The 18,180-nt window shown below is 62.5% G+C and carries 18 protein-coding genes; 16 read left to right on the top strand and 2 right to left on the bottom strand.

Going from position 1 to position 18,180, the window contains the following annotated elements; genetic code table 11:
• The first annotated feature begins 121 nt into the window (after window positions 1-121).
• The 7 genes from LVJ59_RS07955 (at window position 122) to LVJ59_RS17860 (ending at window position 8,466) form a co-directional block, all read left to right on the top strand.
• Entirely contained in the window at window positions 122-1,213 is a 1,092-nt protein-coding gene (locus LVJ59_RS07955; RefSeq protein WP_232762587.1) for a reverse transcriptase family protein, read from the top strand.
• A gap of 56 nt (window positions 1,214-1,269) precedes the next feature.
• Complete coding sequence (locus LVJ59_RS07950; protein ID WP_232762586.1) at window positions 1,270-2,229, top strand: DUF2971 domain-containing protein; 960 nt, start codon at window positions 1,270-1,272, stop codon at window positions 2,227-2,229.
• Window positions 2,230-2,656: 427 nt separating this feature from the next.
• Complete coding sequence (locus LVJ59_RS07945) at window positions 2,657-3,394, top strand: TnsA-like heteromeric transposase endonuclease subunit (protein ID WP_058631474.1); 738 nt, start codon at window positions 2,657-2,659, stop codon at window positions 3,392-3,394.
• Window positions 3,394-5,397: a Mu transposase C-terminal domain-containing protein gene (locus LVJ59_RS07940; RefSeq protein ID WP_082682575.1), complete on the top strand. Its 2,004-nt coding sequence runs from the start codon at window positions 3,394-3,396 to the stop codon at window positions 5,395-5,397. The genes LVJ59_RS07945 and LVJ59_RS07940 overlap by 1 nt, the downstream gene beginning before the upstream one ends.
• The gene (locus tag LVJ59_RS07935) at window positions 5,394-6,422 is read left to right on the top strand and encodes an ATP-binding protein (RefSeq protein WP_058631472.1); all 1,029 of its coding nucleotides are present in this window, start codon (window positions 5,394-5,396) and stop codon (window positions 6,420-6,422) included. The genes LVJ59_RS07940 and LVJ59_RS07935 overlap by 4 nt, the downstream gene beginning before the upstream one ends.
• Entirely contained in the window at window positions 6,419-7,321 is a 903-nt protein-coding gene (locus tag LVJ59_RS18165; protein ID WP_363512367.1) for a TniQ family protein, read from the top strand. Before LVJ59_RS07935 ends, LVJ59_RS18165 begins: the two co-directional genes overlap by 4 nt.
• A gap of 482 nt (window positions 7,322-7,803) precedes the next feature.
• Window positions 7,804-8,466 (top strand): hypothetical protein, encoded by a 663-nt coding sequence (locus LVJ59_RS17860; protein WP_164743609.1) that lies wholly within the window; start codon window positions 7,804-7,806, stop codon window positions 8,464-8,466.
• Here LVJ59_RS17860 and LVJ59_RS07930 read toward each other — a convergent pair.
• On the bottom strand, window positions 8,347-8,631 hold the full coding sequence (locus tag LVJ59_RS07930) for a helix-turn-helix domain-containing protein (RefSeq protein ID WP_205802387.1): 285 nt from the start codon (window positions 8,629-8,631) through the stop codon (window positions 8,347-8,349). The two genes, LVJ59_RS17860 and LVJ59_RS07930, sit on opposite strands and share 120 nt — an antisense overlap.
• A gap of 262 nt (window positions 8,632-8,893) precedes the next feature.
• On the opposite strand from LVJ59_RS07930, the gene LVJ59_RS07925 reads away from it, so the two are divergent.
• Window positions 8,894-9,316, top strand: a complete 423-nt coding sequence (locus tag LVJ59_RS07925) for a hypothetical protein (protein ID WP_153002306.1) — start codon at window positions 8,894-8,896, stop codon at window positions 9,314-9,316.
• Window positions 9,317-9,402: 86 nt separating this feature from the next.
• Window positions 9,403-9,780, top strand: coding sequence for a hypothetical protein (locus tag LVJ59_RS07920; protein WP_058631468.1), 378 nt, complete (start codon window positions 9,403-9,405; stop codon window positions 9,778-9,780).
• Window positions 9,781-9,803: 23 nt separating this feature from the next.
• Here LVJ59_RS07920 and LVJ59_RS07915 read toward each other — a convergent pair whose 3' ends face one another.
• Entirely contained in the window at window positions 9,804-10,316 is a 513-nt protein-coding gene (locus LVJ59_RS07915) for an HAD domain-containing protein (protein ID WP_127481839.1), read from the bottom strand.
• A gap of 367 nt (window positions 10,317-10,683) precedes the next feature.
• Between LVJ59_RS07915 and LVJ59_RS07910 the strand changes: the two genes are divergently transcribed.
• The 7 genes from LVJ59_RS07910 (at window position 10,684) to LVJ59_RS07880 (ending at window position 18,178) form a co-directional block, all read left to right on the top strand.
• Window positions 10,684-11,709, top strand: coding sequence for a RelA/SpoT domain-containing protein (locus LVJ59_RS07910; RefSeq protein ID WP_127481840.1), 1,026 nt, complete (start codon window positions 10,684-10,686; stop codon window positions 11,707-11,709).
• Between the two features lie 361 nt (window positions 11,710-12,070).
• On the top strand, window positions 12,071-13,117 hold the full coding sequence (locus LVJ59_RS07905) for a nucleotidyltransferase (RefSeq protein ID WP_232762585.1): 1,047 nt from the start codon (window positions 12,071-12,073) through the stop codon (window positions 13,115-13,117).
• A 227-nt stretch (window positions 13,118-13,344) separates the two neighbouring features.
• Window positions 13,345-14,661 (top strand): ThiF family adenylyltransferase, encoded by a 1,317-nt coding sequence (locus LVJ59_RS07900; protein ID WP_164743634.1) that lies wholly within the window; start codon window positions 13,345-13,347, stop codon window positions 14,659-14,661.
• The gene (locus LVJ59_RS07895; protein WP_082682572.1) at window positions 14,658-15,143 is read left to right on the top strand and encodes a Mov34/MPN/PAD-1 family protein; all 486 of its coding nucleotides are present in this window, start codon (window positions 14,658-14,660) and stop codon (window positions 15,141-15,143) included. Before LVJ59_RS07900 ends, LVJ59_RS07895 begins: the two co-directional genes overlap by 4 nt.
• Window positions 15,100-16,491, top strand: coding sequence for an SAVED domain-containing protein (locus LVJ59_RS07890; RefSeq protein ID WP_206549486.1), 1,392 nt, complete (start codon window positions 15,100-15,102; stop codon window positions 16,489-16,491). Before LVJ59_RS07895 ends, LVJ59_RS07890 begins: the two co-directional genes overlap by 44 nt.
• A 359-nt stretch (window positions 16,492-16,850) precedes the next feature.
• On the top strand, window positions 16,851-17,420 hold the full coding sequence (locus LVJ59_RS07885; protein ID WP_058631462.1) for a TlpA disulfide reductase family protein: 570 nt from the start codon (window positions 16,851-16,853) through the stop codon (window positions 17,418-17,420).
• Complete coding sequence (locus LVJ59_RS07880) at window positions 17,417-18,178, top strand: cytochrome c biogenesis CcdA family protein (protein ID WP_045278969.1); 762 nt, start codon at window positions 17,417-17,419, stop codon at window positions 18,176-18,178. Before LVJ59_RS07885 ends, LVJ59_RS07880 begins: the two co-directional genes overlap by 4 nt.
• Window positions 18,179-18,180: the final 2 nt, after the last annotated feature.

Genomic DNA, 18,180 nt, shown 5'->3' with positions numbered 1-18,180 from the left:
AGGGGCGGATGGAGAATCCGTATCCTCGTGAGCCTCGGGGATTCTCCATCCGCTCCTGCGGACCCTGACGGGTCGAAAGGTAAGTGAGTTGCTTCCTCCTCATCTCTACTACAAGAACGGGGTGGCCGACGGCGGCGATCCTTCTGTAGTGAACAGAGCGACAGCTGAGCTGGCTCGCCTCAAGGCGCAAGGCGCGTATCCAGTCCTGTCGTTGGCGCACTTGGCGCACGAGACCGGTGCGAGTTACTCGTATCTCCGCGAGATCGTCAATCGGACGCGCGATGCTTACGCATCGGTCGCACTGCCGAAGCGGTCTGGCGGCACAAGGCCGATCTCAGTGCCTGAGCCAATCTTGATGGACGTTCAGCGCTGGCTCTTGTCGAACGTGCTCAACCGTGTGCCTGAGCACCCAGCGAGCTTCGCGTATCGACAAGGAGTGTCGATCGTTCAATGTGCCGAGCAGCACGTCGGAGCACAGTGGATGGTCAAGATGGACCTCCACAACTTCTTCGGGACTGTGCTCGAATCTTCCGTGTATCGAGTCTTCCGCACGCTCGGATATTCGAAGCTCGTGGCGTTTGAGTTGGCACGTATCACGACGCGCGCGGAAGGAAATATACGTGCGTCTGGCAGCGAGCACGTGATCGGCGACTACTCCATGCACAATCAAGGAGTCCTTCCGCAGGGTGGGCCCACAAGCGGTCAGTTGGCCAACGCAGCGGCAGGTCGGCTAGACCGACTACTGCAGGCTTACGCAACTCGGTCAGGACTGGTGTACACCCGTTATTCGGATGATCTCGCGTTCTCTGGTCATTCTACGTTCAGCCGTATGAAAGCTTCCGGGGTGATTGGAGAGGTCAGTGGCCTTGTAAGGCGTGCTGGATTTGAGGCCCACCGCACAAAGTCCCGGCTGGTCCCTCCCGGCGCACGCAAGATCGTCTTGGGTCTTCTCGTCGACGATTCGGTTCGGTTGCTTCCCGAGGACCGTCGCAGGATCGAGGTTCACTTGCGAGGATGCGAGATATTCGGGCTGGCTAAGCATGCTGCCCATCGCGGCTTCGACTCTGTGTTCTCCTTCATCGATCATCTAGACGGGTGGATCTCGTTTGCGCTGGGCGTCGAGCGAGCGCGCGCGACCGTCTGGCGTCAGCGGCTGCGCCAGATCCTCTCGGCGGATGGGCTTCCCGCAGACCTATTGCGACGCGTCGCCTGAAGTTGATCGAGCGGGCGAGCGGCGGGGACGCGAGCGAAAGCCCCTACCCTGGTGGGATGAACACAGAACCGGGAGCGCATGAAAGCCCGAGTGTCGAGCACCGTGGAGCGTTTGGTCCTCTCCCGTCCAGCGAGCACTATCACGGTCCGATCTGGCATTTCACGGACTCGAACGCGCTCGTTAGCATGGTCGAGAATAGGCAGCTCTGGGCGACCGCGGCGACCATGCTGAATGACCCGGAAGAACTCGTCTATGGTGCCAAGCGGATCGCCCAATGGTACGAACGTTTCGGAGAAACCCTCCCGAAGGATCTGTCGCTACACATGCAGCTCACCCAGATCCTGAACGATGACTTCGTCGACTCCATACTGAGGAAGCCCGCCTACGTGGTGTGTGCGTCGACGGATTACCGAGTCCTGAACCAATGGCGTAACTACGCCAGTACCTCGGGCGTTGCCGTTAGTCTCGACTCCCACGCCGAGTTGATCCCGGCGGATCCGCCCATGATGTCAGGATTCATCTTTCTGCCTCAGTGGGTCACAATCGCGTACCAGCCGGATGAGCAGGATCACAGAATTCACCGGGTTCTGGAGAGCATCACTTCCGGACTGATTAAGCCCGCGCTTGACGCCCCTGACGCCGCTACTGCGAACAAGCTCATCCGGGGGCTTCTCGCTGCTCTCGCCGCATCGATGAAGGACTCGGCGTACACGGAAGAGAAGGAAGTCCGACTCATCGCATACCTCCCGGAAGAAGCTTCGCCGAGCCATCGGGGTTCTAGCCGAGGAGTCGTCCCGTACATGAGGATCAACCACTACCCGAATTTCGGGTGGGAGCTCGCAGGATTGACGGGCCTCGGTGATCCCAAAGCCCCTCTCCCAATCGAAGAGGTTCGTGTCGGGCCGCCAGAAGGAGAAAGCGAGCGGCAGCGAGTCATCGGTGTTACATCGCTCCTCCGAGCTAACGGGTCAAAGGCGCGGGTGAACGGCTCCACCATTAGATATCTCCCCGCGTAGCATGGCGACGTCGAGGTATCCGATTTCCGGCCCGCGCAGCACCCAGCAGCGCAGTTTCTGACACGACCCGTGAGACAAACTGACGCTGGCGTGATCCAGGAACTCTGCATGATTCTGCGGATCGTTTGTCTCACGGACCGTCAACTTTGGTGAGATCGGACAGTCAGCACAGATGTCCGATCTCACGAAAAGTGTCGGAGTCTCACGAAGGCTGTCGGAGAGTCTCACGAAAGTGTCGGAGTCTCACTAGACGTGTCGGAAGAGCGGCGTGTCGACCAGCCTCGTTGGGTGCCGGACATAGTCTGCCCGTGAGCAGATCCCCAGTTGGGGCATCTTTGTCAGGGCTCAGGACATAGGCCAGTACCGCTCCCCAGGAGAGAGGCTGACTGCCGAATAGGAAGTATCCGTCGATGTCGATTGGATCCCTATGGACCTGACTCAGCAGTGGCCTGTTCCTCCCACCACTGAAGCGAACCGGACGCGAGCTCGCGTTGAGTACCGTCTCGATGGCGTGCAATTAGAACTTGACGCCGTCGACTGCGACAGCGTGCCCTTCGAACGAGGCGATCCCGTTCGGAACTTTCCCAGTTGGCGGCTCAAGCGGCATTACGACGGCTACCACTGGATGGGAGCGCTTGGCGCGTCTGTCGGATTCGAGTCGCTGACGGAGCGGGGCTGCCTCATCGAATTGGACCGCACCCCGGGCGTGGTTGCGATCGCCAGCCAGCCCATGTGGATCCGATGGACCACGCCCGACGGCCCGCGCGAGCACTGCCCGGACTACTTCGTGCGTCTGGACGACGGGCACGCCGTGCTGATGGACGTCAAGCCGGCGACTCAGATCAAGGACGACGTCAGAAGACAGTTCGACATGACAGCGGTGTTCGCCGCTGAGCGCGGCTGGCGGTATGTCGTCTATGACGCGGAATCGGTAGTCCGCGAGGCCAACCTCCGATTCCTGGGCCCGTTCCGAGACTGGGCGAGCAGCGAAGAACTGCCAATGCTCCCAGAAGATGGGCTACCCCTGGCTGAGGTAGCTGCGCTGCTCGGTGTCGGATCCGAGGGCTTCGCACACTGCTACGCGCACCTCTGGTCAGGGGCGCTCGAGGCAGATCTCGATCAAGCCCTCAACATCAGAACGATCGTGTGGCAAAGGAGCGTGTGATGCGCGTTGTAGTTGGCGGGTCGCTCACGTGGCGTCAACGCAAGTTCTCGGTCTTGTTTATTGAGAAGGATTCGGCGATGCTCCGAGATGAGGACGGAAGTGAGGTCGAAGTCGCTCTCGACGAGCTTCGACATGATGCAACACCGGTGCCTAGCGACACTTCAGGTCTGCTGAACCTTTCTCTGCAGGTGCAGGACATCACGCCGGACATGGATCCGTGGCTGCAATCGTGCATACGCATCGAGGCGACCCGAGAAGAGATCGGGGTCGGGAAGGCTGTTGAAGCAGAGCGCGAGTGGCTGGAGGTGCGCCTAAGTAGAACTGTCTCCACGCGCGCCGTGGAGCGTCGGCTTAAAGCGTTCCGAGAGCAGGGGACGACCACTGCAGGCAAAGGCTCCCCACGCAAGAGCACATGGGATCCACGCCTCGTCGAGGCCATCAACCACGTACTCGGAGGAAAGAGCCGCGCCTCGACTGTGAGTCGAACTACAGCGATCGAACAAATCATGAGGCGCGTCGAACGTCTCCACGGCGATGCGGTGAAGCTGCCGAGCCGAGCGACGTTCTTCCGACTTCTCGAAGCAGACGAGCACGGGCAATTCACCTTCGGTTCGGCCAAGACTCGCGAGTCGCTTGCGCTTCAACCCGACGGCACATTCGGCACTCGCACCGCACTGCGTCCCGGCGAACTGGTCGAGATGGACTCCACGCGGATCGATGTCATGTTGCGGATCGATGACGAAACCGTCGGCCGGCCCGAACTGACGATTCTCCTTGACGTCGCAACTCGCTCGATTCTTGCCGCGATGCTGCGCCCCGAAGGGACGAAGAGCGTCGACCTGGTGGCTGTCCTTGCACGGGCCCTGGTGCCCTATGGCCGGCGTATGGAAGGGGTTCGCGAGACCCGACAGCTGATTTCGACGGCATGGGCTGACGATCAACTGATCGATCAGGAGCGATTTGAGCGATTGCGTCTCGCGCAGCCGTATGTGTTTCCCGACACGATCACCACCGACCGCGGACGAAACTATTTGTCGCGGCATTTCCGCGCTGCGTGTGAAACCTTGAATATCTCGCTGATCACCTCGGCGCCGCACACACCAACGGACAAACCGCACGTAGAGCGAGCGTTCGGGGCAATCAACTCAATGCTGCTGCAGCACGTGAAGGGATATGTCGGCCGCAGCGTCGAACATCGCGGTCGCGACACAGACACGGAATCCGACGAATTACTGACGATCGCACAGGCCCAGGAGCTCCTAGAGGACTGGATCGCGGTCGAGTGGCAGAATCGTCCGCATGACGGACTGCGGGACCCGTTGCATCCGCGTATCAAGTTGTCGCCGAACGAGATGTGTCGCGCGTTCCGTGCTTACGTGCCCGAACTCCACGTACCGCTGACGCGAGACGACTACATCGCGCTGCTACCTGTGGACTACCGAGTTCTGAACCGCTACGGCGTGCGCATCGATAACCGCGTCTACAACTCCGAGCGGCTCAAAGGCCTGTGGAGGCGCAAGTCTCCTGACAAAGCGCGGAACGGCCGATGGCCGATCCGCGTAGACCCCTACAATCTGCACGTCGTCTGGCTCGAGCGGGACGGCGAGTTCATCCCTCTGAGATGGTCCAATCAGGTCCATGAACTCCCGATGCTGGGTGATGTCTGGCGGTACGCCCGCACGTCGCGCTCCGGTGATGTCGCTGAGCTCGATGCTGAACGTCGCGAGCTTGCGATGGCGATCAAGGCGTTCGCCGGTCAAGGGAATCCAGCCCCTCGAAGCAACGGTCAGAAGCGAAGCGGGCGAGAGCGCGCTCGATTGGCAGCGATCGCTGAAGATCCGATGAACTTCACCAGTGTGAAGAGCATCGAGGACGAGAAACGACCTGCTGACGGTGACAACTCGTCCATCGAGACCACCTCTACCGAGGAATGGCCTAACAGCGGTGGCTTCCCTCTCATCGGAGACAGGCTCGACGAGGTGCGGCGGAGGATCGACGAATGATCGAGATCGCGACCAAGGAAGGCTGGCGCGAGCACGTTGACACCGCGTATGAGCGCCCGGCGCCGGTCACATCCGAGGAGCTTCGGGCCATGAGCTTCGGGGACCGCGCGTTATACAACCAGGGACGAGCTCAATACTCGCAGGCAGGCGCCTTCGTGCGGACACCGCAGTTCGAAGCCTTCCAGCGAGCCGTTCGGGATCGCGTCATGCTCAACGCCTACCGACGAGTCGGGAAGCTAGGCCTGATCCTCTCGGGGGAGCCAGGCCAGGGCAAGACCACTTCGCTAGTCGAGATCGGTAGAGCACACGAACGCAGGCGGCGAGACACCGGCCACCCGGCTGCGGGGCCGGGCATGCTCCCAGTCGTGTATGTCGCGGTACCCGCCCAGTGCTCAGCCAAAGCTCTGATGCATGAGTTCGCCCGATTCCTTGGTCTCCCGGTTCTCGGCAGGATGACCTACGGGGACCTGCTGGAAGCGGTCTCGAACGCCCTGCGCAGATGCTCCACCGAACTCGTCTTGGTCGATGACGTGCATCACCTCGATCTGAAGTACCGGCAGAACGTCGAGGCATCCGACATGCTCAAGCAGCTTTCTGAGCGATGTGGAGGCACGTTCGTCTACGCCGGAATCGCAGTTGAGGGGACCGGACTTCTCGACGGCTCACGTGGTGGGCAGATCGGGAAGCGATTCGAAGTGCACGTGGCCTTACCATTTCCTTTGATCTCGACCGCGGAGAAGGCTCGCTGGGGTGATCTGCTTCTCGCCATGGAGAGCTCACTGTGTCTAGCAGAGCAACGGCCAGGATCGATTCTGTCCGCGGCGCCGACACTGCACGCGCTGACGGGCGGGGAGATCGGACTGCTCAAGGACCTCTTGCAGTTCGCTGCCCTGAGCGCGATGGACGACGGAACCGAGAAGCTCGATGCGGCCGCATTCGAACGCGACCTTGCCCGCCGTCAGACGGCCGCAACGCTCCACACAAGCAAGCCGCGACGATCGCGAACGCCTGCGAGTGCGGCATGACCTCGCGTCTCGGGCTTCCGATTTCCGTTCGCCTGTATCCGGGGGAAACGGCGGCGAGCTACTGGGCGCGGCTTTGCGCCGCAAATGCAATCGGCGAAAAGGACCTCTGGTTGGCGTTGCGACGCGAGGATCGAACCCTCCCAATTCGGGTGACACCGAGAAGCGCCCTCTGGAAGATCGAGGCGTTAGGTGGGCTTCCGGATGGTGCATTGTTCCGCGAAGCCGGCGGTCGCGCCTGTGGACATGGTGGCGCCACGCGTCAAGTCGAATGCCCGAGTTGTCGCATGATTCCGGCAGCTGTGGCTCTCTGCAGACGGTGCGCCGGAGGCGATCAGGTCACAGTCGCGCGTATGCACGGTCCGGTCTGCGTGCGACACCGGAGGTGGCACGGAAGCGGTCGAGATATTCCCCTGCCGGGGAGGCACAAGCACCTGCTCGCGCAACGCCTGCTGAATGGAACTCTCACTCTTCGAGGTGTGCCGTATCGGTCACCCGAAGTTGATGCGGCCGCGGAGTTGCTGCGACTGCGAAATCTCGAAGGTGGGTGCGCAGCTGAACTTCTGGATGACGAGATTCCTCAATTTCCGCGGCGAATCGCGCTCACTGCGCGGCTCACTGACGCTCGTCTCGCGAACGTTCTGATGTCGCAGGGTCTCGGTGGGTACGCACTGGCAATGCTGTTCGATCGCGTAGTCGCCGCGCACTCTCTAGGGCATCGCGCCGTGGACGGCATCTTCGACAGCCTGAGGATTCAGGGACGGGAACTCTGGATCGGCAGGTCCGCGGTCGCTACGCAAGGCGGCTGCGTGCTTACGCCCGCTGCCAGGCGCATGCTTCCGAGGGTCAAGGCGATCAGGGCGCATGTGCTGAACCATCGTGTGGAACTGAGGTCGAGGTAGGCATGCGAACTTTTCCCTGTCGTGTGATTCCGCTGCCCGGGGAGACGCCTACCGGTTTCCTAGCTAGGTTGGCCGTCGCCAACTCGCTCGATCTCAGCGCGCTCACCCACTATTTGGAGCGGACGGTTGGTGCCAACAGGTCGAGCTCGACCAACGCTCGATTCACATCTGCGACTGAGGCAATCGGTGCGCTGCCTCCCGGATACTTCGCCAAGGAGCGCGCACGCTTCCGTCTGTATCGGCGCTGCCACCACGTTCGGTGGATGCTTCGACGCTGCGCCACGTGCGAAGTTGTTGATCGCGCTCGCTCCGCGTGCTTGGTATGCAGCGACGGAAACCCGACTGAGGTGTTCAGTAGGGGAGGTGGGTTTTGCATTCGCCACCGTCGATGGCACTTCCTCGGTGAAGATGAACTCCTGTCCACCCCGTCGGCGTGCCATCGCGCCGAACAGTCGATTTCAGGAATCCTTTGGAGACGCGGGGTGACGATGCACACGGGCGAATACGACCTTGCCCTGCGCTTGATCATCGACAGCTGGCAAGAGCGACCTGACGCGCGCTGGCTCCGAGCCTCGTGCTCGTATGCGCCGGCAGTTGACCTGCTCGTGACGCTAACGCACCCTGACGTCACGCTCAGCTTGTTTGCACTCGCCGAGAGCGACTCCCAGCAGGTCGAAGGGCTTATCGGGCTCGTCGTAGGCATTGGAGGTGGAAGCCGGACGGCGGAACTGGAATCGACCGCAGCCACGGTCGTAGCGGTTCACCGCGCCGCGATGTACACCGCGATCCGAATGCCGAAATCGAGCGGGGCGACGGTATCGAAAACGCCATTTGAGAAGGGGGTCGCGGAAGCGTCCTACCGTGAGAAAGCGGTTCTCCTGCGCCACGTCACGCGCTCCGGCAGAAGAGCGGACATCGTGGAGCGTGCTGTGCGTGCGGCACCTGCATCTCGGGTCGTATCCCGGCGCATCGTTCCCGGCTGGGCTGACGATGCACCGTGGGTCACGCAGGGGACTGAACAGCGCTCAGCGACTTCGAAGATCGGGAGCGTTCCCCGGGACCAGATCGGTCAAGGTGATGCCGAGCACCTGGGTGAGAGCCAGGAGAGTTCGCAACGTCGGGTTAGCCGAGTGGCCGGGGCGTGATTCGCCCTTCTCGTACTTCTGATACGTGTACCGGGTCAGCCCGGCGCGGTAGGCCACGTCTTCCTGGCTCAGATTGGCTTTGTGGCGAGCAGTGCGAAGGGAAGTGGCGAAGCGCTGCGCGAACGCAGCCCAATCTGCTTCCAAGTCGTCGTTCCGCTGGCGCACCTTCCAAGCGTCTAGATCCGGGCGCTCATGTTTGGCCTAATCGGTATGGCATAATTTGGGAGGCCATACGAAACAATCATCATCTTCGTCGGATTGCTCCGCTACTCCCTGCACGTGTGCTGCCCATCCCGGTGACTGGCGGTCGCGCCGCGGGATCGGCCCGTGCATGCGACCGCGAAATGTGATGGTGTGCGTCATGTGTGAGGCGTTCCCGATCTGGTGGCAGGACATCACGAGTCCGCCGCCTACAGAATGGGTGTACATGTTCGAAGAGTTCACCGGCGATGACACCGCGGAGGAATGGGCACTGGCTGCCGCCATCTTCATCGCGCAGACTCGACGCCGCACGGGCCTCGGTCCGACGTTCGCCGAACTCTTCACCCACCTGCTGCCCGACACCGGTGGATTGCCGGGTCCTTTCCCAGAACTCGAGTTCATGGAGCGCCGACGGGCGGTCACGGGATTTCGAGGTCACGCCGCTATCGAGTGGCGTCGTCGAGGAATGATTAGCTTCGACAGGGCCGTGATGCGCAGTCTGCGCGTAGGGCGCGCGTTCCGTGAGCATTCTCGACTGCGGCAACAGTCCCGAGCGTCCCTAGTTGCCCGTAACGGTTCGAAGCATTCCACACTGGTCCTGCTTGCGGAGCCGCTGGAGGTGGCTGACGAAACGAACGAAGGTACGTAGGCTCCCATCGAGCCGAGGTACCCGTGAGCCACCACTAGCCCGTTCGAGTCGTCTAGAGCGTAGAACGTCGATCAGGAGGGGACGATATGACTGAGAACGCTCCGCCGGGGCTTCGGCGGATCATTGCTCGTATCGAACCTGGCTGGCCTCAGCTCATCGATGTGAGTTCCGGCTGGTACCCGCTTCTCGACCGGCTTGACAGAAAGCTCGCGGCGATCGCTCCGGGCTACGTCGTTCAGCAGGTCAAATCAAAGTTCGGCTCTCTGAGCTTTTACGCTCGGGCATCCGAAGACGTCTACGACTACAACAACGAGTTCAGCGAAGCCATCCTCGCCGCTGAGTGGGAGAGCACGACGACCTGCGAAGAATGCGGGGCGCCGGCGAGGACCTACACGATCCGAATGTGGGTGTGGGCACTCTGCGCTTCTCACGCTCGTGCCAAGGCTGAGGAAGCCGCCGAATGAAGCCCGCAGTGCCCGGCGGGTGTTCAGAGTCCGAGCTGCTCGGCTAGAAACTGATCAATTCGCCCAATATCGTCAAGGGTGACGCCCACGAACTTGTCGGGGCGGACGACCAGCGATGGGACCTCCGTCATTGCGGTTAGCCGTTGCTCAGCGTCCTCGGGAGCTTGATCGTCTGCCCACACGACTGCGTTCGGGCTCGTCTGCCGAATGTGCGAGATCAGGCTCGCCGTCCGCCATCCACGCTTGGGCCAGTTCTGCCAAGGCACGTACGGGCCGATGAGCTTGCCTCGCAACGGCTCGCGGATCAACCAGCCGACCTGATCACGCGGCCACGTCGTCAGCCAGGCGACCTGCACGCCGGGTCGCTGGGCGAGGTCGTCAAGTGCGTCCACCAGGTCATCGTCGACCGTCATCCAGGAACGCCAGCCTTCATCGTTCTGATGCAGCGCGCGCTCTTCCTCGCGGTAGATCCTGGAGATTGTGCCATCGACATCGAGCGCAAGCAGTGCAGTGCGCTGATGAGAGCGCCTATTCACGATCAGACATCTCTGCGTGAGGTTGCGTTGTCGGACGGGCTTGGTGTTCGGCCGTCTTGGTGTGACAAATGGGGGGCTCCGAGGTGGCCATAGCGCGAGCCTAGGAGCATCGTGGCTCAGGCGCGAGTCTCTCCTCGCATGGAGTATGACGGTCGCGGAGGAGGCGATAGCCGCCACGCGCAGTTGCACGCCATCGGCAACAGCAGCGGGGACTGGCTCACCCGCTGTCTGGGTGGGTCGTGCTCGTTGCCGAGGGCTGCGCGCAGCTGCTGCTTCGCTATAGAGACAGGAACCTCGTGGTCGACGGGTTCATTCGTAGGACGACTGTTGCTTCGTTCGAGCGCAGTTCACGGAATACAGTTCACCCATGACCAGAGAGTGGCCCCAATACACAGGTTCCAAGAAATCAGTGCGTCGCGCGGGCGAGGTTCTTCGGTCACCTAGTGCGTCCGTCGAGCAAAAGTCGGAAGCCCGAGAACTCGCAAAAGCGTGGCGCTCTGCACACCAGTATCCGATGAACACTTGGCAGGTGCGGGTACGGAACTACACCAGAGGCGATGGAGACGCTCTAGTCGCGCAGAGGCTGAAGCGCCTCCCGTCGATCGAACGAAAGCTCGCTCGCTTCGAGAACAGCCAACTCGACACGATGCAAGACCTCGGTGGAGTGCGCGCCGTGCTCGCGGACGTCGACCAGGTCCGTGCGGTCGAGAAACTGCTGTTGAGCAGACCGGGCAACCACGTTTTGAAGCAGCACGACGACTATTTATCGATGCCGAAGGACGACGGGTATCGTTCGGTTCACATTGCATACGCGTACGGCACGCGTCAACCAACACCCTGGGACTCCTACCGGATCGAGATCCAGCTGCGAACTCGGCTGCAGCATTTTTGGGCGACGGCAGTCGAGACCGTCGACCTGTTCTCCGGCCAAAACTTGAAGTTCGGGACCGGCGAGAACTGGTGGCGGGAGTTCTTCGCGTTGATGAGCTCGGAGATCGCCGAGCTCGAAGGAATGCCTCTCGTGCCAGGGACCCCTACGGCGCGAGAAGAGCGCCGACAACGCTTGGAAGATATCGATGCAGTGCACGAGGTGACAGCGCGTTTAGCTAGCTTCAAGCAAGTCATCCAGAGATCTACCGCCGAGGACGGGAAGTACATCCTCCTCGACCTTGACTTGGATGATGGAACGCTCGAGATGGTCGGGTACTCCGACGACGAGGCGGCGACCAATGCGTACGCCGACCTGGAAACGCGCACTCGGAGCAACCCGTTCCGGGACGTCGTGCTTGTATCCGTCGATGACGCGAGCAAATTGCAACAGGCTTACCCGAACTACTTCGTGAACATCGAGGTCTTCATCCATCTCGTGAATCGCGCCATCGCCGTCGGCTAGCGTCCGGAAGTGGGGAATCCGCGTTGCGCAGATTCTGACAACTTCGTTAGACAAACGCCCCCGCCGCAACTCACAGCTACCGCGTCATTCGCGGCTCTCGCGTCTCGTTTCGTGACCAATGTCGTGTGGTCGGACACACCTGCTCGTCCTCACGTGGTTTGTCGGATTCTCACGAAGCATTTCATGCACTGTCTGGTCAACGGTGAATCCACGGGCCCCGCCGAGAATGACCGCCGCACGCGCCGCGAGACGGATGCACGACGCCGACTGGAGAGTCGATTGCACGCGCATCGGCGCTGATGTCTGATGCAGGTCGTACATTGAAGCGTGCACGTCCTCTTCCCGACCCGAGGAGACCCGAATGGAAACCCTTCCGACGCAGTTCACCACTGCCGTCAGCAACGTCACTATCAGTGAGGACAAAGAACGGCGCGCCATCGCCGCGCACACCGAGGTGCGTGAGCTTCTTGAAGCAGACGCCACGCTGAAGAGCTGGGACATAACACCGCTTCTCATTGGGTCCTATGGTCGCCAGACTGCCCGATACCCCGGCAAGGACGTGGACATCTTCCTTCGGTTCCTCAACCTGGGCATCGCCTTCGACCCTGCAGTCGTCTACGACGAAGTGTCCAGGGTCCTCCTGGCCGAGTACGGACATGTCGACGACGGCGGTCGGGTGACCCCGCAGCCGCGCAGCCTGAAGGTCGATTTCGCCTCCCCGAATGCGCAGGCTGACCTCGCGTTCAGCGTGGACGCTGTACCGGCTGTTCCGTGGGGCAGAGACTGGGCTATCCCCAATCGTGACCGCTCGACGTGGCAGAACGAAGCCGATCGCTGGGTTCGAACGAACCCTGTTGCTTTCGGTGAGGCCTCGCAGGCGCTGTCGACGAGCGACAAGAGCCCCGTCGTCAACGGTCGGAACGCATACAAGCCGATCGTGAGGCTGTTGCGACAGGTTCGCCATGTGCATCTTGGCGAAGCCAAGCCAGGCGGACTCTATGTCGAGGTAGCTGTGTACGAGGCGTGGCAGAACGGACGTGTGACCGGCGATTCATGGGCCGAGCTGTTCGCGTCCTCGCTTTACGAGGTATCCCGCATCTTTTTGACGGCGGCGGGCGACGGGCTCCTAGATCCGATTCTCCGCACGCCGCTCAAGCCTGCACTCGAGACTTCTGACTGCCTGCATGCGAGCCGGACGTTCGGTGCGCTCGCGGCTGATGCAGAGGAGGCACTTCGAGCGACTCCGTGCGCGGCAGCGAAGACCTGGCGGAACATCCTCGGCACGAACGACCGCGGTCAGGTGTTCCCGCTTCCTGACGGCTGCAGCGGGAGTGGTGTGCCCGTGCCGGCAGTAGCCGCCGTGAGCGCCAACGGGCCGACACGCGCTCGCGGTTTCGCGCTGCGATGAGACCGCCCTTCGTATACAGCCAACCCGCGTTTGAGGCCTTCTGTGCGGAACTGGTTATGGCCGGGTTCAGCCCAGTGCCTGGGACGCATCAGGCACGATGGGTGGGCCCATTGCCGGAGGCGCTTCGCCCGCTGACCGACCTCACTGAGATGCGGCTGTCCTTCCCGGACGGGTGGCCGGCGCTAGCGGTACGCGGCCATGTTCCCGGGTTCGTGTCTGACCATGTCATGCCCGACACGGGATACATCTGCCTTTGGGCCGACGATGACCCGGCGCAGGTCGTTGCGCAAACCTGGGGCGTGTACTTGGAGCGACTGGGAGCTTGGGCAGCGAGCGCGGCCCAAGACTTTCGACCGGAAGACCGCGCTCTCGATGCGTGGGTGATGTTCCCCGGGCGCGCCTCCCTCGCTGCCGAACTGGATATCCCGACACTGTTCGACACGCCACGCAACGGAAAGACCCATGTGGTCCATGGACGTGCCGACGGGGTGCTGACACTCAGCCGGCGGCCCGCCGAGAACTACCTGCTCTCAGGGCCGGTCTTCTTCCGAGACGCCGCGCTCGAGACCCCGCGCTCGCTTGACGACTTCCGAGCCGCATTGACACCTCGGCAGCGCAGCAACCTCGACAACGGTCTCCAGCGGCGACGTGACGCGAGAGAGAATCAACCGAGCGGCGGCTACGACTTCGCGGTCCTAGCTTGGCCAAAGTATGACCAGTACGAGGCGCTCGTGCTCACCTTCACCGGCGCGGAGGGCACGCTGGCGGCGTTCGCCAATCCCACCTCCCCCTCGGATACCGAGAGCCGCCTCCGTCGTGCGGGACCCGACGCTCCTCAGTTGCGCGGCAAGCGTGTCCTCATCGCTGGCGTCGGAGCGCTCGGCAGCCAGGTTGCGCGCACGTTGGCAACTAGTGGCGTCGGACGTCTCCGTCTCCACGACAACGACAGCATGCGCTCCACCAACTTGGTGCGCCACATCCTGCTTTCCCACTCCGTCGGGCACTCGAAAGCAGGGTTCACGAGCCTCTACATCGAGGACGTCGCGCCCTGGTGCAGGCCGACAATGCACGAGGACGTTCCGCTTCGGCCGGACGACATTGTTCCTTTATTGCGCGACGTCGACCTCGTCGTTGACTGCACAGGGGTCTTCGCCGCCACACTGGCTATCGCTTCGGCCTGCGATGAGACGAACGTGCCGCTCATCAGCGCGTCTCTCGCACGCGGCGGCGACGCTTTCCGCGTTCAACGCCAGACGGATGAAGATGTGCCGCTCATGCAGCGGACCGCGCCTGAGTTTCCACCCATCCCGCCTGGCGACGAATCAGAAGCGTTCGGGTTCCTCGAGCTCGGCTGCACTGCGCTTGTGCACAATGCGGCTCCGGCAAGCGTCCTGCGTGCTGCGTCCGAAACAACGCTGGCCTGCCTCGACCTCCTGCTCGGCCGGGCTGGGCGCACCGCAGATGCAGTGACCATACTCCGCCCCCTCGACGAAGCACCGTTCGATGTCGTCGGTGAACACAGATTCCCTACGGCGGCGCCATGATCGCGGAGCCGATCGTGTACGTGTCGGAATCGGCCCTGGAACGGCTGCGGGTTAGCGCCGCCCACTCTCACCCTCTCGAAACCGGCGGCATCCTGATTGGCGTGACAGCAGGCGACTCCCCCTGGGTGACCGAAGTCCGGACGTTCGATTCGCCAGGACGAGGCCCTGCCCAGTTCATCCTCCCGCGCGGCGTCACTCAGCGTGCGGTTCGCGACGCACGTCGAGCCGACGCGCGTCTCGGCTATATCGGCGACTGGCATTCCCATCCCGCCGACGTGCCGGCAAGCCGCACAGACCTCCTCACTACTCGCACGACGTCTCTGGCGATGCGTCGCTCAGTACTGCTGCTGGTTGCTCGCCACCGCGGCACAACCTATGCGCTGGACATGTCTATGGCGCGCGGCACCCGCATCGTGCCCTGCCGCATGATTCCAACCGGTGACCTTCCTCTACCTGCACATCAAACCGACACGACCAGTTAACCGAGGCATCATGAACATTCCTGTCAATGACGACGACATCGACGTCCGAGGTCCCCTGTTCCTTTCGTACCGACAGTCAGACGGAACGAAGACCGTCTCCTCGCTCGGATGGTTGCTGCGCGCGGCGGGGATCCCCGTGTGGCGGGACGTCGACGACCTCCCGCCCGGCGATACCGCGGACCGTCTGGAGCAAGCACTGGCCGACAGGTTGTCCGGCGGCGTAGTGGTCATCACGCCCGACATCGCAAACAGCCCCGTTGTGAAGTCCATTGAGGCGCCCGCACTCATCAGGCTAAATCGCGGCGACAATCGATTCCAACTGCTGGTCGCGAACGCCATTGAGCGCTCACCGGGCAAGGTCGACTACAGCGCACCAGACAGGCTCCTCGAACGCGTGCGTCGCGAACTGGAAGGGATCAACCAAAACCCCGTAACCGATGACGGGCTCTTCGAGATTGTCCGAGCGGCCGTCGCGCACCGCATGGCACAGCACCGTGCAATCGTGGAGGCGAACGGGTACTTCGAGCTCACGGTTCAAACCCGCAATATCGGGCAGGTATACGACCGTACGGGCGCGCAGCTCGACGTGCGGGTCCGACGCTCATCCCACGAGCGCCTCCCCTGCGCAGAGGGTCTCGACGACCTGCGGCGAGCCCTCACGCTTCTTCCGGACGCAGTCGTCACGACCGGGGCGCGGAATGTCCGCATCTCCGGCGGCGGACACTTTTCGGTCGGGTTCGCGCTCGGAGCCGCGCTACCGTCGTCACGCGTCGGCAGCATCACGGTCATCGACCAGCGCGACGCCGAATGGGCGAGCACGACCGAGGCCGCCGTGCCCGCAGTGCCTCAGCTCACCTTCGACGCGGTGGATGCTGAGTCCACGGTCGGGGGCCGTCCGCGAGTCGTCGCGTACGTCGACCTGCTACCTACCCGGAGCGACGCTGCGCCGCTGCGATTCCTCGACGACCACGTCGGCGAGTACGTCGCGAGCGCCACGATTGCGTACGCGAATGGAGGCCTCATCGACCCGGCCGATGCAGGCAGCATCGCCGCAGAGGCGATGGCACTCGTACGTCAGCTTTCCGCTCGGCATGGCAACGCGGCGGTCGACCTGCTGCTGAGATGCCCCTTTCCGCTGTCCGTGCTGATGGGCAGACTCTCGAACACGCTGCGCGTACGGCTATTCGAGTGGGATGACAGCGACGTGGATGGCGATTTCACACCGCGGTACGTCGCCGCGCTCGATGTACACGCCGGCGCTCCAAATGGGCCAATCACTTCCGCTCTGCTCCCAAGTGACGGAGGCAGCGTTGGGGGCACGGCTGGAATCGGCGCTGACGATGCCTAGGCGCGCCGTCTTGCGTGGCAGAGGGGAGTAGCGGCCCACCAACCGACAACTTTCGTGAGATCGGACAGCCACTATTGTCGTTTCTCACGAAACCTGTCGCATTCTCACGAAACCTGTCGCTGTTCTCATGAAAGGTGGCGGATTCTCGCGGATGTTGTCACACGGTCTTCCGGGATCGACACCTGTGTCAGCAACGCCGAGGTCGCCTACACATCAACTAGCTCTGGAGAAGCGTCGGAAGCGGCAAGCGATTTCGACAGTGCGGTGGCGTGGTTCGGCGGACGCATAGGGGATCTGCGTACAGTGCGAATGTGCCTCGAGACCCACGCTTTCGTACCGTTCGTGGTGCGGTCGGAGTCATGCTCGCTGCGGTGTTCGCGATCGGTCTGAGCGGGTGTGCGCCGGATCCCGTCAGCGATTCCTTCCTCAAGGGTGAGAACACCGGGTATGTGGCCGCCGACGGCGCGATCGTCGAGATCCCGATCGCCGAGCGGAGCGAACCGGTCGACTTCAGCGGCATTACTGAAACTGGTGATGATTTCGACAGTGCGGACAACGCCGGCAAGGTCACGGTGGTGAACTTCTGGTACGCGGGGTGCGCGCCGTGCCGCATCGAGGCGAAGGATCTCGAAAGCGTCTGGCAGGAATACGGCGGCGAGGATGTAGCTTTCATCGGCATCAACACCCGCGACCAGGCCGACACTGCCCGAGCTTTCTCTGACGAGTTCGGCATCACCTACCCGAGCCTGATCGACGTGACCACGGCCGAGGCGAAACTCGCTTTCTCCGAGGCTGTGCCGATCCAGGCGACGCCGACGACTCTCGTGCTCGACAGACAGGGCCGTGTCGCCGCCCGCATCATCGGACCCATCGACGGCACCTCGATCCTTTCGACGCTCGTCAAGGACGCCCTAGCGGAGACACCGTGAACGCCGACACCATCATCGGGTCCGGTGCGCTTTGGCTCGCAGTCCCCGTGGCGATGCTCGCTGGCCTCGTGTCGTTCTTGTCGCCCTGCGTGCTCCCACTGGTCCCCGGCTACCTCGGCTTCCTCGGTGGAGCGGTCGCGCCGCGGACGAAGGGTGACGCGACGAACGCAGTCGCGCCTGAGCGCCGTCAGCTCGTGGTTGGCGTGCTTCTGTTCATCCTCGGCTTCAGTGTCGTCTTTGTTCTCATCACTGCGCTGGGCGGCACGGCTGGCGTGTTCTTCCTGCGCTGGGGTGACCTGGTCACGCGCATCCTCGGCGCCGTCATCATCCTGATGGGGCTTGTCTTCCTCGGGTTGTTCAGTTTCGCCCAGCGGGAGGTCCGCTTCCACGTCGGCTCCCGGGCCGGAGTCGTCGGGGCGCCGCTACTTGGAGTGGCACTCGGTATCGGCTGGGCACCGTGTATGGGTCCGACGCTTGCCGCGATCATCGCGCTTTCGTTCAACGCCGGCGACCCTGTCCGGGCCGGCTTCCTCGGACTCGCGTATTCGCTCGGCCTGGGCATCCCGTTTCTGTTGGTCGCGTTCGGGTTCGGTTGGGCGGCGAAGACGGTCGAGTTCCTCCGCCGTCACATCCGGGTGCTGAATGTCTGCGGCGGTATCCTCCTAATCGTCCTCGGCCTCCTGATGGTGACCGGGCTGTGGACCGACATCATGTCGCGGCTGACGGCGGTGATGGGCAGCGTCATCCTCCCGCTCTGAGA

The sequence above is a fragment of the Microbacterium sp. KKR3/1 genome (assembly GCF_021272365.1).
Classification (GTDB): Bacteria; Actinomycetota; Actinomycetes; order Actinomycetales; family Microbacteriaceae; genus Microbacterium; species Microbacterium aurugineum.
Note: the sequence above shows the minus strand (reverse complement) of the source record. Positions and strands in the feature narration are given on the sequence as shown.

Bases quoted from the DNA above. Each gene is read 5' to 3' on its own strand.
- LVJ59_RS07950 (WP_232762586.1), top strand. From the start codon at position 1,270: ATGAACACAGAACCGGGAGCGCATGAAAGCCCGAGTGTCGAGCACCGT.
- LVJ59_RS07945 (WP_058631474.1), top strand. From the start codon at position 2,657: ATGGACCTGACTCAGCAGTGGCCTGTTCCTCCCACCACTGAAGCGAAC.
- LVJ59_RS07940 (WP_082682575.1), top strand. From the start codon at position 3,394: ATGCGCGTTGTAGTTGGCGGGTCGCTCACGTGGCGTCAACGCAAGTTC.
- LVJ59_RS07935 (WP_058631472.1), top strand. From the start codon at position 5,394: ATGATCGAGATCGCGACCAAGGAAGGCTGGCGCGAGCACGTTGACACC.
- LVJ59_RS18165 (WP_363512367.1), top strand. From the start codon at position 6,419: ATGACCTCGCGTCTCGGGCTTCCGATTTCCGTTCGCCTGTATCCGGGG.
- LVJ59_RS07925 (WP_153002306.1), top strand. From the start codon at position 8,894: ATGTTCGAAGAGTTCACCGGCGATGACACCGCGGAGGAATGGGCACTG.
- LVJ59_RS07920 (WP_058631468.1), top strand. From the start codon at position 9,403: ATGACTGAGAACGCTCCGCCGGGGCTTCGGCGGATCATTGCTCGTATC.
- LVJ59_RS07910 (WP_127481840.1), top strand. From the start codon at position 10,684: ATGACCAGAGAGTGGCCCCAATACACAGGTTCCAAGAAATCAGTGCGT.
- LVJ59_RS07905 (WP_232762585.1), top strand. From the start codon at position 12,071: ATGGAAACCCTTCCGACGCAGTTCACCACTGCCGTCAGCAACGTCACT.
- LVJ59_RS07900 (WP_164743634.1), top strand. From the start codon at position 13,345: ATGCCCGACACGGGATACATCTGCCTTTGGGCCGACGATGACCCGGCG.
- LVJ59_RS07895 (WP_082682572.1), top strand. From the start codon at position 14,658: ATGATCGCGGAGCCGATCGTGTACGTGTCGGAATCGGCCCTGGAACGG.
- LVJ59_RS07885 (WP_058631462.1), top strand. From the start codon at position 16,851: ATGCTCGCTGCGGTGTTCGCGATCGGTCTGAGCGGGTGTGCGCCGGAT.